Annotated in this window: 6 protein-coding genes, 1 pseudogene and 1 other annotated feature; all 7 genes and pseudogenes read left to right on the top strand. The window is 40.8% G+C overall.

The window, feature by feature from the left end; translation table 11 throughout:
- Positions 1-395 precede the first annotated feature (395 nt).
- Entirely contained in the window at positions 396-9560 is a 9165-nt protein-coding gene (locus D3H64_RS01925; protein ID WP_158589197.1) for a Cna B-type domain-containing protein, read from the top strand.
- A 397-nt stretch (positions 9561-9957) separates the two neighbouring features.
- Entirely contained in the window at positions 9958-11736 is a 1779-nt protein-coding gene (locus D3H64_RS01930; RefSeq protein ID WP_233554863.1) for an ABC transporter ATP-binding protein, read from the top strand.
- A complete protein-coding gene (locus D3H64_RS01935) occupies positions 11729-13441 on the top strand; it encodes an ABC transporter ATP-binding protein (RefSeq protein WP_121564318.1) in 1713 nt (570 codons plus the stop codon). The genes D3H64_RS01930 and D3H64_RS01935 overlap by 8 nt, the downstream gene beginning before the upstream one ends.
- Positions 13442-13694: 253 nt before the next feature.
- Positions 13695-14064 (top strand): annotated as a pseudogene (locus D3H64_RS10370) (KilA-N domain-containing protein); the annotation flags it as partial.
- A gap of 99 nt (positions 14065-14163) precedes the next feature.
- Positions 14164-14409: a binding site (T-box leader), on the top strand.
- 264 nt (positions 14410-14673) lie between these two features.
- The gene (locus D3H64_RS01945) at positions 14674-15414 is read left to right on the top strand and encodes a cyclase family protein (protein ID WP_121564322.1); all 741 of its coding nucleotides are present in this window, start codon (positions 14674-14676) and stop codon (positions 15412-15414) included.
- Positions 15415-15579: 165 nt separating this feature from the next.
- Positions 15580-15993 carry a hypothetical protein gene (locus tag D3H64_RS01950; protein WP_121564323.1) on the top strand — a complete coding sequence of 138 codons (414 nt, stop codon included), beginning with the start codon at positions 15580-15582 and terminating at the stop codon, positions 15991-15993.
- A gap of 302 nt (positions 15994-16295) precedes the next feature.
- Complete coding sequence (locus tag D3H64_RS01955) at positions 16296-16571, top strand: hypothetical protein (RefSeq protein ID WP_147429885.1); 276 nt, start codon at positions 16296-16298, stop codon at positions 16569-16571.
- Positions 16572-16595 lie beyond the last annotated feature (24 nt).

The raw sequence follows: 16595 nt of genomic DNA on the forward strand, positions 1-16595 counted from the left end.
AAAATTTGACTTGCAGTTCGTCTGCAAGAACAGACCATTATTAAGAAGCTCTATACTTGCCTATGGAATAAATAGGATTATGAAAAAGCCTGTTAACTAAATGAGTTAGCAGGCTTTTTGAGCGTCAAGGTGTTCATAGTTCATTACTAGCTAAATTCCTGTAGAGTAAGCAACTGAGCTATCGGCCATTTATGTTAATCCTCAGAAAATTATCTAGTTAAGCCATAGGGTCTATGCTTTTCTGTGAGTTTTCACATAAATAGAAGAAAAAGAACGTAATTGCAAAATAGTGCACATTTTTTGCTTTCTGTGTTAAAATAGCCCTGTAATCGTTTCCCTTCTATGGATAGAGGGGATGATTAATGTATTGGATTAAGAGAAAGGAGGTGCATCAAATGAAATTTAATATGTTAAAAAGTAAGTTAAGTCTAATGCTTTTTCTAACGATGGCCACGAGTTTAATGACTCCTTCAGTGGCAGATACATCTGAAAAAGTTATAGGAAGGTTATCTCAATCCACACAACAGTTGGATAAGGTTAGTGAACCGGCAGGAGGGACAAAAACTGAACAAGATCAATCCCCTGTATCAAAAACAGAAGCAGAAATGATTACACCAATGAAAGACCCACTTGAATTAGATGAAGCAAGTGGAGCACTATCAAAGTCTGAGCAAGAAGAGGGTTTGGGAGAATCAAAAGCTTCCAAAACACCGGATTCGCTTCCAGCAGAAAAAAGCCATAAGGAAGACGATGGATCGACTGATCGATCAAATTCTCAGGCAGACAGCGGTTCACTACAAGTCAAGAAAGAAAATGAAGAAAGTGAACCAGCGGATGAACCAGAAGGAAGATCCGATCTTTCAAAGAGTGAATCAGCGGATGAACCAGAAGGAAGATCCGAGCTTTCAAAGAGTGAATCAACGGATGAACCAGAAGGAAGAGAAAATGACCCAGCAGTAGAAAGCGAGTCAAGCACTGACAGAAGTTCCAAGTCTGTTAGACTCGATATCTCTGATACAGCTAAAGAAGTTTATAACACTTATTATAAGGCTGATCCTTCCGGTATGAAAAAAGAAGAACAGCGCTATTTCAAGAACGCCTTGGCGCATTTGAAAAAGCTTTTAGATAAGCCGTTAAATTCTGAGCAATATCAAAAAGACTTGGCGCTAGCCGTGCAACGCTTGCAAGCTTTTGAATTGCAAAATGCAGGACAAAAGAAAAAAACGCAAGCGCCTCAAGTTGAGACTTTGAGGAATCTCGTTCAAGCGGTCAACCAAGCGGATAAGCTGGGACGCTTGAACGCCCAAGAAACAGAAGATGCTAACAAGCTCATCTTGGCGGCCCAAAGCTTATTGGAGGAAAAGCAACCGGATTTGAGTCAGTTAAAACAAATGATTGACCAGATGAAAGCTTTACAAGCTAGCATTCCGCGTGCTCGGACCTCTAAGGAAAGTCAGGACTTACTCCCAGCGATTAGCCAGGCCAATCAGTTATTGAGCGAAAAACTCGCTGAAACTTCCAAAGTCCCTGACAAGGTTAAAGACGACTATCAAAAAGTCCGTCAGGCTTTAGAAAACGCGATCAAGCAGGCTGAAACTCTAGCGGATGTCAAAAAACAAGCGCCAAGTGACGAGGTGATTGTGAAAAGTCTAACAACCTTGGGTCAAGCTAAAAAAGCTTACCAAGACTTTATTCAAGCTCATGATTCTCATATGCTCTCTGACTACACGGAAGGCGATCAGGATCAAGAGTTCAATAGCTATGTCAACCAAGGAGGCTTGCCAAGCGAACGTCTAAAAGAGAATCACTATTATGTCACCAACAACACCCCGATTGATCTAACCTTGCAATTGGTATCTAACAAAGCAACTGGGCCAGTGACCTTAGTTGTAGATGTCAGGGGCGAACAAGGGCAAAAAGTTCAAATTAATGGACTGAATGTTCCCGGTCTGACCAATCAAAAGATTGAAAAACGGTCTGACGGCTCGACCCGTGTTAAGCTCTATTATGACAATTTAGGTGCGCGCTTTATGACCAGTCAAATCGTCTTCAACTTGTTGAATGGTGATTTCCATGACCAAGTGACATTGACGGCCAAGCTCTATAGAGGCAATGGCTTTGAAGCGGATTTAACAGAAGTTCTAGCAGAGAAAGAGCTACAATTCACTGTGACCAAATCTGCTTATGATAAGCATCCTGGAGTGGGGCCAAATGCTAACTTTGGCAAGCCAGGATCGGGTGAATACTCCAATCCCTTTGCACCGGGCGAAGATTCTTATGGCCAAGACGCGCCAAACCAAGAAAACCCACTCGATGCAGGTCATGTGGATTCAAATGGCAAGGTGCTTGATGATAAGCATACTAAGACCATTGACTTTATCAATCGCCTGATCAAGGATTCCCAGTTCAAGGATAAGCCATTAGTGGCAGGTCCTGCTGATCCTATCCAATTGAATCACATTAGGGTGGAAGTCACGATTCCAGAATCGATGGGCAAGAAAGCCAAACACATTCTGAATAAGGAAGGCATCAACTACCAAGAGAAAGATGGCAAATTGTTCTTAGAATTAGACCTCAAGCAATTGGAAGGGAAGTCCATCTACCAATCGAACGGCCAGCTTTATGTTGGCGGTCAAGCCATTGGGGGCTTTAACAAAGTTACCGACGTACTTTTTACCGACCACCAAGGCAAATTAGTCTATCTCGATAGTGAAGGCAAACGCCATTATGTCGAAGAACAGGACTATCTGGCTTTAGGAGATAGTGATTACCGCATGTTGCCTGGCAACACGACGAGCATCTATGACAAAGAGGGTAAGCTGGTGGCCAAGCTGATCGGCGATTATCTGGTTGATCCTAAAGGAAACCACCTGAAGCTTGAAGATAATCAGTTCAAAATAACGAAAGAAAAAAATCGTTACCGTCTAATAGGTGATAAGCTGATCAGCTTTGATCAAGTTTACCGACCTCTAGATGACAATATGTATGTCACCAAGGACAAAGAGGGTAAAACAGTCCTCGTTCCGAATACCCAAAAGCTAAAGGGCAAGTATTTGCACTCGGATGGTAAGCAATTCTATGGTCGGATTTTGCCTCAGACTGATCAAGGTTATGTGGCCGATCGCGAAGGTAAGATCCTAGATAAAGCCGAATGGAAAACCCTGGCTGTCTTTGATACGACAGGTAAATACTTAGGTCAAGCGACAGCGGATGGTAAAGGCTATGTCTATAAAGACTTCCGCATTGAAAAAATCGGCGAACGTTGGGTCGTTAAAGACAAAGATGGCAAGCCAAGCACTTACCGCTTCGCCTTAGCAGTCGGTGTCGATCAGGATGGTTATGAAATTGACCAAGCCCGTCATCTGACTGGTGACACCATCTTAGTCGATAAGAACAATCGCTTGATCAAGAGCTTTACTCTGACCAAGCAAAAGGATGGCAGCTATGTCTTAACCGAAGTCGTGGATAAAGATCAAAAACCACGGACGATTAAAGTGGAAACAGGTAAAGGCATCCAAATAGGCGATGGCACCATCTATGTTGCTAGTGGCAACCGAATTGTAGCCAAGCCTGAATTGGATTCCAAGAATTATCTTTTAGATGAAGCGGGTCAGCTCATTAAAAAAGCGACTGAAGGATTAAGCGAAATAGCCGGTAAATTCTTCAGTAAGGTCAAAGAACTTTTCGAATTAAAAGAAAAGAAAGCCCAACAAGTGGATGGCAAAGACATGGATCTTTCCGATAAGAAGCGCTTGAAGGGGCAACCTGACCAATGGGTTAAAGATCCAGATGGCAAGATTCTCATCTATGACGCTCAAACAGGTAAAGTCTACGACCAAACGGGTGCGCTTTTACACAGCCGCCAAGGGGGACAATTTATTGTTCAAACCCTTGCAGACGGTAGTAAAAAGATCATCCCAGGAGACAACCTCTACGAACTCTTGCTTAAGACCAAGCTGTCCTTCAAGTTCCCTGGCTTCAAGACCGGGAATGCGGTCCACCATATCTATCAAACCGAGTGGGAAGCGACTTATCATGATCCAGCAACTGGTAAAGATGAGTCTGTCTTTGAAGGCGGGTCCTTCAAGACCTTCCATACTTTCCGTTTGAAATCTTTTGTGATGCCAAATGCTTTCAATAAGCTGCCACCAAAAGAATTAGATGGTCAGACCAAGATGGACTTCGAGCTCTTTAATCTCTTGTACCGTCATGAAGGGGATCGCAAGCGGTCACACTTCTTGATCAAGTACATGACGCAAGAATTGATCAAACGGACTGAAGCCAATCCTTCGATTGAAGATAAAGATCAAGCCATTGGTGAGATCAAGGCGACTTTTAAGACCTTAACAGGGAGAGACTATGATAGCTATATCTTAAAGACTATCGAAGAGAATAAGGCGCGTGATCTCTTAGCCAAATACGAAAAACTAACGGGTAAGGCCTTGACCTTGAACGACCAAGGCGACCTGGATGTGCCACGTGAACTGATCTGGACCTTGAATTTCAATAATCAAAACACAAGGTTCAGCTACCCTGATGAGTATGACAAGCAATTGGTCTTCCATGATTCGCATATGGATAACCGCTTAGTCTACAAGGACTTGATATTTAAGGCACCTCAAAAAGACTTGGACGGCTTTGCGATTCAAGCCTTTAAGGCTGGACGTCGCTTTGAACGGCCAAATCATTACTTTGGTATTGATGAAATCGACCGTATTCTCTTAGGTGTTCATCCTTATATCAAACGGGCTGACTTTATCGGCGTGGAAACGATTAAGGGCGAGGATATTCTAGCGGAATACAAGAAGGTTCTAAATGGCGGAAGCTCTGACTGGTTGTTTATTGATTCAGAGACTGGCCTCGTGCGAGTTCGCTTAATGCATCACTTCTATAAAGATGGCGAATCCCCAGTGATTGAAGAATTCTTGAAGCAATTTGGCAAGTTGAAGAAGATCTTTAATCCTGAAGATAACACGACTGCAAGCATGAAAGCTCTTGAAGAAGCTATGGCTAAGGCTAACATTGCCGGCGCACCTAAACAAAGCCCATGCTTCCACGAAATCGTGATGCACATGAAAGATCGGGTTCAAAAATCCAAACTTTCAGAAGCAGAGGCAGTTAAGCAGCTGAAGAAAGATTTAACAGCTTATCTTGAGTCTGTCATGTTAGGCGACAACAAATTATCGCCATTCAATCGTTTCAACGGCTTCTTCAATGCCTTCCAAATCTTCTTCAAGAAGGGCATCTCTGTTCCTGCGGCTAAATCCAAGCAAGTGCTCGTCACTTCGGTGATCAAGCCAAATGTCGATGTGCCTTATACCGATGAGTATGGCCAATTATTGACCAACCGCGGTATCCTCTTGCAACAAGCACTTCGCAAGCTTTACCAAGCAGGCAAGGAAGAATTCGACGAGACTAAGTTAAAAAAAGCTGGTTTAAGCTTCAAAAAGAAGAAATTAGCGGACTTAAGCGATGCGGAATTGCGTCAGCTTTATGATTATCTCGCTAAACAAGTCCCAGATGATAAAGTCAAAGCTTTAGTAGAGAAAGCAGACCCTGATAAGTCTGTTTATGGCTTCTTAGCTAAGAAGGGGTCTGACCTTGCTTTAGAAGACTTGATGGATTCAAACAAGAAAGCACTTGAAAGCAATGGAAAATTGCTGAATCCAAATTACATCTGGCATGCTACTCAAAAGCAATATGTCCAAGTAGAATCAATTTTAGGTAAGGATTCTGATCGTTCCAAAGCACGGATCAATTTGATTGGCTATTATCTGCACAAAGCGGGCTACAACCGAGCTTTCTTTGGCAATGCGGGTTCAGAATATCTCTTAGGCCGTTCGGAAGAAATCAATCCGTTCAAGCCAGGCTATTCTTGGACCAATGTCTACTGTGGTGTCGGCATCGGTCACTGTATCACCGAAACCGGTGGCGAACCAGGTCAAGAGGGCGATCCTGCTAAAGCTGGCGATCACAACTTCAGTCTGAATAAGACCCAAGTGACCATCACCTATACACCAGAAGCACCAACTTCTGACAACCATAACAAGATAGTCAAGAAGACCTTAACGCCTGGTAGGGTGAAGCCTAATGATCGGGTGGACTTTGAAATGGGTCTAGGCTTGGATATGTTAGACCTGAAGACCAAGGAAGAAAATGGCAAGCTTGAAAAGCTTAATAAAGATTGGAAAGTGGACGACAAGGAACGTCAAAAATATGGCACTAACGGCAAGGGCTACTACCTGCTGAAAGATGGCTATATTTTCGAAGTCTTACCAAAAGAAGTGGAATATGATGATCAATCGCGTGTGAAAGTCATCACCCACTGGCAACATCTACGCTACTTTAATCCAATCACTAATGAGTATGACAATGCCAATGCGAAGCGTTTCGCAGATGAAGCAGCACGTAAAGCCTTCGAAAATGGTGTGAAATACTTCTATGTCAGTGACTTTAGCCTCTACTATGCGTCGCTTGCTGACAATAATCCATTGAAAGCTTTGATGGAAAAGGCAGGCATCCATACCCTTAAGGGCCATGGCTTGATCGTACAATTGCCTGAATTTGAAGTGCCGAACTTCCAAGGCAAGGGGGCAGACCTCTTCACCTTGCAAGTTAAGGGACTGAAAGTGAAGCAAACGGTCTGGGGACAAAAGACCAACAAAGTCAAATTCTCCTCCACCCCATGGATTGGCGGGTCAGAATCTAACTTTACGGTCGGTGAAGGTAAGACTCAAGCCAACAAGTATGTGCGCTGGTATGTACCGTCAGACTATGATAAGAGGTACGGTTATACTGGTTCAGCTAGCGAATGGCATCAAGGGACCGCTAAGCTGGACTTTGGTCAACGTTACGATTATAAGTTGGAATATACCTACCAAACGCTCGATACCGGTCGTTTGGGTGTGGGAACGGACATGCGTAACCTAGTCTTGACCGATAAATTGCCTCAAAAGGGCGGTAACAATGGCCTTACGCCTTATCTAGTCGGTCGAGTTAAAGTGGAAAATGGTGCCGGAGCTCAGTTCTTGATTGAATACAAGCTTGGGGACAAGTGGCTGACTGATCCAGACGATTGGAAGTTAGTCACGGAAATCCGTATCAGCCAAAAACTAGGCATGGGTGGCATTAAGGCTGGCGATACCGTTAGCTTTATTATCCCAATGCAAGTGCCAAGTCTAACCCTCAAAGTAGACGAAAATGGCAAACCTGTCTTTAAAGATGGCAAGCCAGAATACGAAAACTTGGATCGCTTTAATTTCGACAAGCTATTTGCGGAAAACCAATTTGAGAGCAACGATAATAAGACTTCTAACAAGGTCAATATCGAGCTTGATAAGACGACCTTCATGCACTTCTACAAGATTTGGCAGAAGGAAAAACGTAAGCAAGATGGTAGCTTTGAAGTGGAAACGGAGCCGAATAATCAGTATCACGTACCGCTTCAAATCGATATCATCCAAACAGCCAAGAATGAGTTGGACAAGAAGGCTAAAGCGACTGAAAAGACGCATACACGGGTTTACTTGAATTACAACAATCGTTGGAATGGCTCCATTAGCGGCCTACCAACTGAATACAAGGCTTACCAAATCCTTACAGATAAAGATGGCAATGTGACTAAGACCTTAATCAAGCACTTGACTTATACTTACCGTGTGGTTGAAAATGCCAACAGTTTGAACGGCTATGCGCCAGTTGAAAAAGTGCAAAAAGTTGACTTGAAGAATGGTAATTCAGGGCTTGGTACAGGCTATATTTTCCGTAATATTCTGAATTTGACTCAGGTCAAAGCTGAGAAGAAATGGGAAAAGGGTGACAAGGTTCGTCCAGGTAGCTTAAGCCTGCAATTGCTGCAAGATGGTAAGGCTTATGGCAGTCCAAAAGCCCAATCATATCTTCACTATACTTGGTCAGATCTACCAGTTTATCAAATGGATGAAAAGACGGGTCTAGTCAAGCGTGACGATAAAGGAAACTTCATTCGTTATCAATACACGGTCGTTGAGTTAAACAGCGATGGCAGCATAGTAGCTTGGATTGTTCAAGATCCTAAGAAGCCTGCTGAAGGCCAAGAAGGTATCTACCATAACGGCGATCATCAATTTGCCTTGACCTTAAAAGGTAATATGTATGATGGCTTCACTTTAAGCAACAAATACATCGTGCCTGATCGAGAAGTAAAAGCCAAGAAGGCTTGGGTGAACGGTAGCAAAGTTCGTCCAAGTGGTAAGGTCTACTTCAAGCTCTGGCGTAAGATTGGTGAAAAGGGTCAAGCAACTCCTATGGTAGGCTTGAAAGCCATTGGCAATGCTGACCAAGAAGTGACTTGGAAGAAGCTCGACAAGACGGATGATCAAGGTAATGAATATATTTATTTCGTTACTGAAGTAGATCAAAATGGTAAGGAACTCAAGCTTACTGATTTCACTAAGAAAGAGGACGGCTTGACCATTACCAATACTTACCAAATTCCGAAGACTAACGTCACAGCTAACAAGACTTGGATCGGCGGTGAAAAATTCCGTCAAAAAGTCTACTTCAAGCTCTATCGTAAGATAGGTAAAGATGGTCAAGAGGAAGCGGTCGGTGAGCTGAAAGAAGTCGGCACATCGAATGCTTCTGTCACTTGGAATGATCTTGACAAGACGGATGATCAAGGGAATGTCTATAGCTACTTTGTCAAAGAAGTGGACGAAAAAGGCAATGATTTTGTTCCTAAATACTTCAGCAAGTTGGAAAAAGATCTCACCGTAACCAACACCTATGTGTCACCTAAGATCGAGATTGAAGCGACGAAGAAATGGATCGGCGGCCAAGCCGTTCGACCTCAAGTCTACTTCAAGCTTTACCGTAAGGTTGGCGAATCTGGACAAGCCGAAGCAGTGGGTCAAGTAAAAGCAGTCGGTACGGCTGATCAAGAAGTCGTGACTTGGACTGATTTAGACAAGACCGATGCGGATGGTCAAGATTTTATCTATTTTGTCCAAGAAGTGGATCAAGCGGGCAATGAGTTTGTTCCTGAACACTTCAAGAAGGCAGAAGATGGTTTAACCGTGACCAATACTTTTGAAGTACCACGGACAGCCATCGAAGTGCGCAAGATCTGGCAAGGCGGTCCAGACACGCATCCGACTATCACCATCCATTTATTACGCGATGGTCAAGTAGTGGATAGCATTCAATTAGCTAACGGCCAATTGACTTACCGCTGGACAGACTTAGCACTCACCGATCTAAGCGGACGCTCCTATGAGTACACAATTAAAGAAGATGCCGTTAACAACTATCAAAGCAAGATTTCCGGCAATGCCACTGACGGCTTTGAAATTGTCAACGAGTACATTCCTACCACCCCACCGGAAGTTCCAGAGATCCCTGGCAAACCAGAAAAACCAGAAAAACCTGGCAAACCAGAAAAACCTGGCAAACCAGAAAAACCAGAAACTCCAACGCTTCCGCAAACCGGTGAAGGATCGGTAACTGCGCTCTACCTATTAGCAAGCCTCAGCTTTATACTTGCTGCTGGTTTAATCACTAGCAAAGGCTACAAAGAATAGCTTTTTGTAGAGCTTAGTTGAATACTGACTTCTGACTAAAAAAGGTGCTAGCCCTCGTTTGGGTTAGCACCTTTTGTGTGTGTTTTATTTACTGAAAGCGATTCACATCCCGTCTGCTTTTGATATAATAGAATTAAATGAAAGCAATTTCTATTTTGTAGAGGAGAATGGTGAGGATAGCTTGCATAAGAGGATAATTCGTTCATGGCTAGACAGCTTAAGCTGAATGCTTCCTTTTGTTTTGGGAATAAAGCTCCCTAGTAGTTTCTCCTGATTGCAATAAACAAATAATGTATTCTTGAAATTATTTGCCTGTAGAAAAGCTTTTTTATTTGCCAGCATATGAGAATGATTCTCAGTCAATCAATAATAAATCAATAATCAATATAGAAAGGATGTGGATTTTTTGACTCAAAAGAAACAATCTACTCTCAAAAGGTTGATGAAGTATGGACAAGATAAAAAAATCTTTCTCTTTTTAGCCATGCTTTTATCTGCTTTGTCAGGTGTTTTATTACTTTTACCAATGGTTTATATCCATAGAATCATTAAAGAGCTTATTTTAACTGGAAGCCCCAATTTTGACCTTCTAAAGACTAACGCTCTTTATGCCGCTCTCTTACCTATGTTGGGCTTACTGCTCTATGCCCTAGCGACCCTTTCTTCTCATATTTTTGCTTTTGAAGTGGAAGAAAATATTGTGAACAGTTCTATGGAAAAGCTGTTAGAGATGCCACTTGGTTATTTCGAGGATAAAGAAAGTGGTAAGTTAAGAAATATTATCATAACAGGTGCAGGGGAAACGCATAGTATTTTAGCCCACCAATTACCAGATATGGCTTCAGCGATGATTTCGCCTATTGTTATTGTCATTTTTTTATTTCACTTTGATTGGCGTTTAGGTCTGGTTTGCTTACTACCTATTTCTGTAGGGATGGCCTTTATGGCGACAATGATGACAGAACAGGGGAAGGCTGATCGAGAGGCTTACTACGGCAATTTGAATAATCTTTCTGCAGAATCGATCGAGTACGTGCGTGGGATACCTGTCGTTAAGGTATTTGGGCAAAGTGTACTTAGCTTTCGTCAATTATATCAAACAATCATGACCATGAAGTCTAGCGTCTTAAAAATGGCTTTGGGTTGGCAAAATAAGATGGCCTTGTATGAAGCTGTTACTGAAGCTACAGCCTTTTTCTTGGTTCCCGTTGCCATTCTGCTCATCTTGTACGGGGATGACCCGAATAAAATCATCGTTCATACGATTATCTATCTATTAATTGGACCAATTTTTGGGATATTTGTCATGCGTAATGCCACGATCTCGCAATATATGTATTTTGCTAGTCAAGGCTTAGATAAAATAGAGGAAGCTTTAGATTATCCTGAAATGTCGGAAGGAAGCGAAACAGAACTAGCATCGGGTGCTTTAGAGTTTAGAAATGTTTCTTTCTCTTATGCTGAGGAGAAAATTTTAGACCATGTATCCTTTAAGGTTAATAAAGGGGAAACAGTGGCTTTAGTCGGTGCTTCTGGCGGGGGAAAAAGTACGATAGCAAAGTTGGCTGCTCGTTTCTATGATCCTCAAGATGGGAATGTTTTTATCGCTGGTAAGGATATTAAGGATTACACGAAAGCAAGCTTGATGGCAAATATAGCTATGGTCTTTCAAAATGCCAAGCTCTTCAAACAAAGTCTAAGAGCTAATCTTTTAATGGGCAAGACTAATGCTAGTGATGAGGACTTGGAGACCGCTTTGAAAGAGGCGGGAGCAAGTGAGATTATTACCAGTCTCCCTCAAGGCCTTGAAACAATTTATGGTAGCAAGGGTACTTACTTATCAGGTGGGGAAGCGCAACGTCTAGTTCTCGCTCGAGCTTTTTTAAAAAATCCCGACTATCTTATTTTAGACGAAGCGACCGCTTTTGCTGATCCAGAAAATGAAAAGCAAATTATCAAAGCCTTGCATCGCTTGGCGAAAAATAAAACGACCCTTATGATCGCTCATCGTTTATCATCAGTGGTGGATGTGGATCGCATATTAGTGGTTGAAAAGGGACAGATTGTAGAAGCAGGCCGGCATGAAGAATTATTAGCAAAAGAAGGCCTTTATGCCAAGATGTGGAAAGAGTATCAAGAAAGTTGCAAGTGGGAAATAGGAGGGAAAAATGATTAACTATTTCATGAGAAGATACGCCATGAGTGAAAAGGGAGCCAAGAATCTCAAAAAAGCTATTCTCTCCCGTACTTTACTCAATTTAACCAAACTTTGCCCTCCTTTTATAGCTTTTGTCTTTATTGGGCAATATTTAGAAAGCGACTATGGCTTATCATTAAATTTAGCGACCTACATCTCTTGTATTGCCGTGATGTTCGTCCTCATGTTTTTAGTGGCACGGTTTAATTATCGACATCTCTATATCAATGTTTATGAAGAGAGTGCGAATTCACGTATTGAAATGGCTAACCGTTTAAAAAAGTTGCCCCTCTCTTACTTTGACAAGCATTCGGCTTCTGATTTAGCGACGAGCATGATGTCGGATATTGGGACTTATGAGGAAATTTTCTCGCATGCTGTCCCACATATTTATGCTACAGCCTTATCGACTTGCCTGATTTTCTTGATGTTATTCCTGTATAATTGGCGGTTAGCTGTATCGGCGATATGGGTGATTCCAGTTTCCTTGCTCTTCTTTAACCTATCTAAGTTTTTACGGACAAAGGCAAATGATAGCTTTGTGAAAAATAATAGGCAAGTTATTGATGTCATGCAAGAAAATATCGAACAAATACAAGAAATCAAGGCGTATTCTTTTGAAAAAGAAAGAGCCGATCAATTTAGTAATGTTGTTAATTCTAATACGAAGGCCAAGATAAATGCTGAAATGGCTAGTGGGGCAACTCTTTCGATAGCCGTTATGCTATTAAGATTAGGCATTGTGAGTGTGGCTCTTGTTGGAGCTAATTTATTACAAGAGAAACAAGTTGATATGTTTACTTATGTCATTTTCCTCGTGATGACTGCTAGTATTTATTTACCAGTCCAAAATATTCTCAGTTTTATGGGGATGATTGATATGCTGGATAGTGTGGTCAAACGCATAAAGGAAATTAAAACTTTGCCTATACAAGAAGGCTCCCAAAGTTTAGAAGTTCAGAATTATGATATTGAATTCAATCATGTTGTTTTTGGCTACGAGGATTATTCAGTGATTAATGATGTCAGCTTCCTGGCTAAACAGGGAGAGGTGACGGCTTTAATTGGCCCATCTGGAAGTGGGAAAACAACATTGGCTAAGTTAGCGGCTCGCTTCTGGGATATTCAGCAGGGTAAAATTTTACTCGGGGGTGTTGATATTCATCAGGTTGATCCGGAAGTTTTGCTGAAAAATTTCTCTATTGTCTTTCAAGATGTCATCTTGTTTAATACCAGCATCAAGGAAAATATCAAGATAGGGAAAAAAGGAGCGACGGATGAAGAAATTTGGCAAGCGGCTAAGGTCGCTCGCTGCACAGAGTTTATTGAAGAGTTGCCTGAGGGGATAGATACAGTCATTGGGGAAAATGGGCAAAAACTATCTGGTGGTGAACGTCAACGTATTTCTATTGCTAGAGCCATTCTTAAGGATGCACCGATTATCCTTTTAGATGAGGCAACAGCTTCTTTGGATGTGGAAAATGAAAGCTTGATTCAAGCTGCTTTGTCGGATTTAGTCAAGGAAAAGACTGTTCTCATTATTGCTCATCGATTGCGAACGATTAGAAATGCTGACAAGATTATCTTATTGCAAGAGGGTAAGGTGGTCGCTAGTGGCACGGATAAAGAACTGATGGCAAGTTCAGAAGACTATCGTCAAATGCTTGAAGCTAGTTTGTCTTGAGTGATTGAATGACCTGTGACAGTTCGGAACTAGAGCATGTGAGTTCGTTTGCCATCTAGCTCTCTTATAAGATAATAGAAAGAAGCTAAGTCATAAATCCTGCTTAGCTTCTTTTTTACTTTTAAAATATCAAGTCATTAGAAAGTGAATAGGCCTAAAACACCTCATTCTACCCGCATTAGCCTGCAAGTAAATTTAGTGAGTAGCCTGCTTCTTTTACGTAAAAGTTACTTGAAGGAATAAGGGATTTAATATTCAAGTCTATACTGAAGATTTTAATAATGATTATATTAGCCTCACAGATATAGCCAGATACAAAAACAAGGAAGAGCCTAATGTCGTTGTAGCTAATTGGATGAGGAATTATAATACGATTGAATATTTAGGGATATGGGAGCAGTTAAATAATCCAAATTTTAACCCCCTCGAATTCGAGGGGTATTTACAAGAAGCAGCTAGTAATGCTTTTACTTTATCCCCACAAAAGTGGCAAAAAACAACCAACGCTATTGGGATATTTGTTAAAGGATTTGACCAAGGATCAATTGTCGTTTAAGTATGCCAGTGAAGCTGATATGTTAAATGTGGCATTATTTAATATAAGACCTTCTTCGATAAGAGAAAATATTTTATTGTCATGAATATGATTTATAGTAGGTCTTGACATTGTTCTAGAAAAGGTTTAAATTAATCATCAATATAAACATTTCTTGTTTTCATAACAAAACACGTAGAAGAGAAGAGTAGTTATGGAGAAGTCTTAAAGAGAGCCCGCTTGCTGAGAAAGGGTAGACATTCAAAGTAATGAAGATGAGCTCTGAGTGATTGGTTGGTTTACGCTAACCAAACGGATGCAGCCGATACCCTGCCAAGCCTCATGAGGAAGACTCCTCTTGGCGCTGTTGAGGCACTCATAACTTAAATGAGTGTAAATTTGGGTGGTACCACGGAGATTCTTCGTCCCTTTGCAGATTTGCAAGGGGCTTTTTTTTTTTTTTTGTTAGAAAAATGAAATGAATTGGAGGAGGGATAGCATTAAGGGAGAATATACAAGGATCATTGATATAAAAAGCAAAAGAGGTAAGGGAATAGTTTTATTAAGACAAGCTTTAACAGATAAGAACTGTAGGAAAACTCGACAACATATAGGGCTATCCTTTTCGACCTGCAGTAGTTTTTTTATCGAACGCTAGTACCATTATTCATTTCAAATAAGAAAGGAAGTTTTTTTCATGACACAAGCATCTATTGATATTTTAACAGCTAAACGTATTGATTTAACACACGCCATTCACTCCGAAATCCCACATTTTCACGCCTTTGACCCTCTAAAAGAAAAGACGCTCTATACGATTGAAAAAGACGGATTCTTGGCGAAAGAATACACACTCCCAACGGCTTACTCTACCCATATTGATACACCAGGGCATTTTTCAAAAGGCAAACGTCTTTTAGAGAAGATCAGTTTAGAAGAGCTAATCCTTCCTTTATATGTCCTTCATTTGGAGGAAGAAGTCGCTAAAAACCCAGATTTCGGGGTAGATAAAGCGACTATTCTTGCCTATGAAAAAGAGCATGGGGAAATCCCATCTGGCTCATTCGTTGCTTTTTCTAGTGGCTGGTCGGAGAAGTTTTCAGACCCAAAAGCTTACTATAATATTGACGAAAAAGGCATAGCTCATACACCAGGTTGGACGGTGGAGGCATTGGAATTCTTAGCACATGAACGTCAAGTAAAAGCAATCGGCCATGAAACTTTAGACACAGATCCTGGGATTATTTATCATAAAACCCAAGCTTTAGATGGTGAATTTTACTGGTTAGATCAAGACCGCTATCAAGTGGAAGTCTTAAATAATTTAAGGGCTGTTCCAACCAAAGGGGCAGTGATAGTGGTAGCTCCCGCTAAAGTCGTCCAAGCCCCAAGTTTTCCCGCCAGAGTATTTGCGCTTGTTCCAGAAACAGTTCAGTAATTAAGTAAGTAAGATGAAAAATAGTTCCAAGAGGATTAGATCTATTAGCAAAATGATGTGGATAGTTATCCTAGCAATATAGTTAAACCTTTAACAAAGGTTGTTAAACATAGGATAATTTATTGTAAAAAATTAAAGAGATAATGGCGATAAAGGGAGAAGTAAATGAAAAAACAATTTTGCTTAAGGAGCATAATGATAAATATTTTGCTAGTAGGATTGATTGGATATGGCTATTATAATTTAAAATCAAATTCTGTATATTATGCAAAAAAAACACCTCATAAGGAAGGCACCGAGCCAGTACTGATGATGCTAGTTGACAACTTAGCTTGGATATATAAACCAGAAATAAAAGAAATAAAGTATGAAGGTGAGGGAAAATCTACAATAAAAATATATAGTGATAAGAAAAACCAGGCAGGTTTTCTAACGACAGCAAATAAAAACGGGAAAAAAGGATATTTATTTGATAACATAAAAGCAAGGACAATAGTTGAATTTGACAGCGGGTTTAATGCTATAAAAATGTATAATACTTCAGAATCCATACAGGAAATAGATTTTACAAAAAAATGAAGGGGAAGAATATAAAAACACTCTATATAGTATGTTAAAACCGGTGATTGATGTCCAAACAAAACCATTAATAAATTTGCAATGGTTTTTTGACAGAGTTTATCATGACAAATTTAATGAATAAATTTGAATGAGTCACAGGAACGCACAGGAGTCTAGTAATAAGTATCTTTAGCGGCTTTTTATTTCTTGGCATGGGTACATTTGGCATAGTCAGTGGGCATAATGTAATTTAATCAAAAAGGACTAGGATGTGGTGACTACAGCTACCAATTCTAGTCTTTTTTTCATAAGGTTGGACGGTGGAGGCATTGGAATTCTTAGCTCATGAACGTCAAGTAAAAACAATCGGCAATGAAACTTTAGATACAGATTCTGGGATTATTTATCATGAAACCCAAGCTTTAGATGGTGAATTTTACTGGTTAGATCAAGATTGCTATCAAGTGGAAGTCTTAAATAATTTAAGGGCGGTTCCAACCAAAGGGGCAGTGATAGTGGTAGCTCTAGCTAAAGGCGTCCAAGCACCAAGTTTTCCAGCCAGAGTATTTGCGCTTGTTCCAGTAACAGTTCAGTAATTAAGGAGGATGGAAAAATAAACG

Origin of the sequence: Atopobacter sp. AH10, from assembly GCF_003664595.1 — a bacterium.
Lineage (GTDB): Bacteria > Bacillota > Bacilli > Lactobacillales > Aerococcaceae > Atopobacter.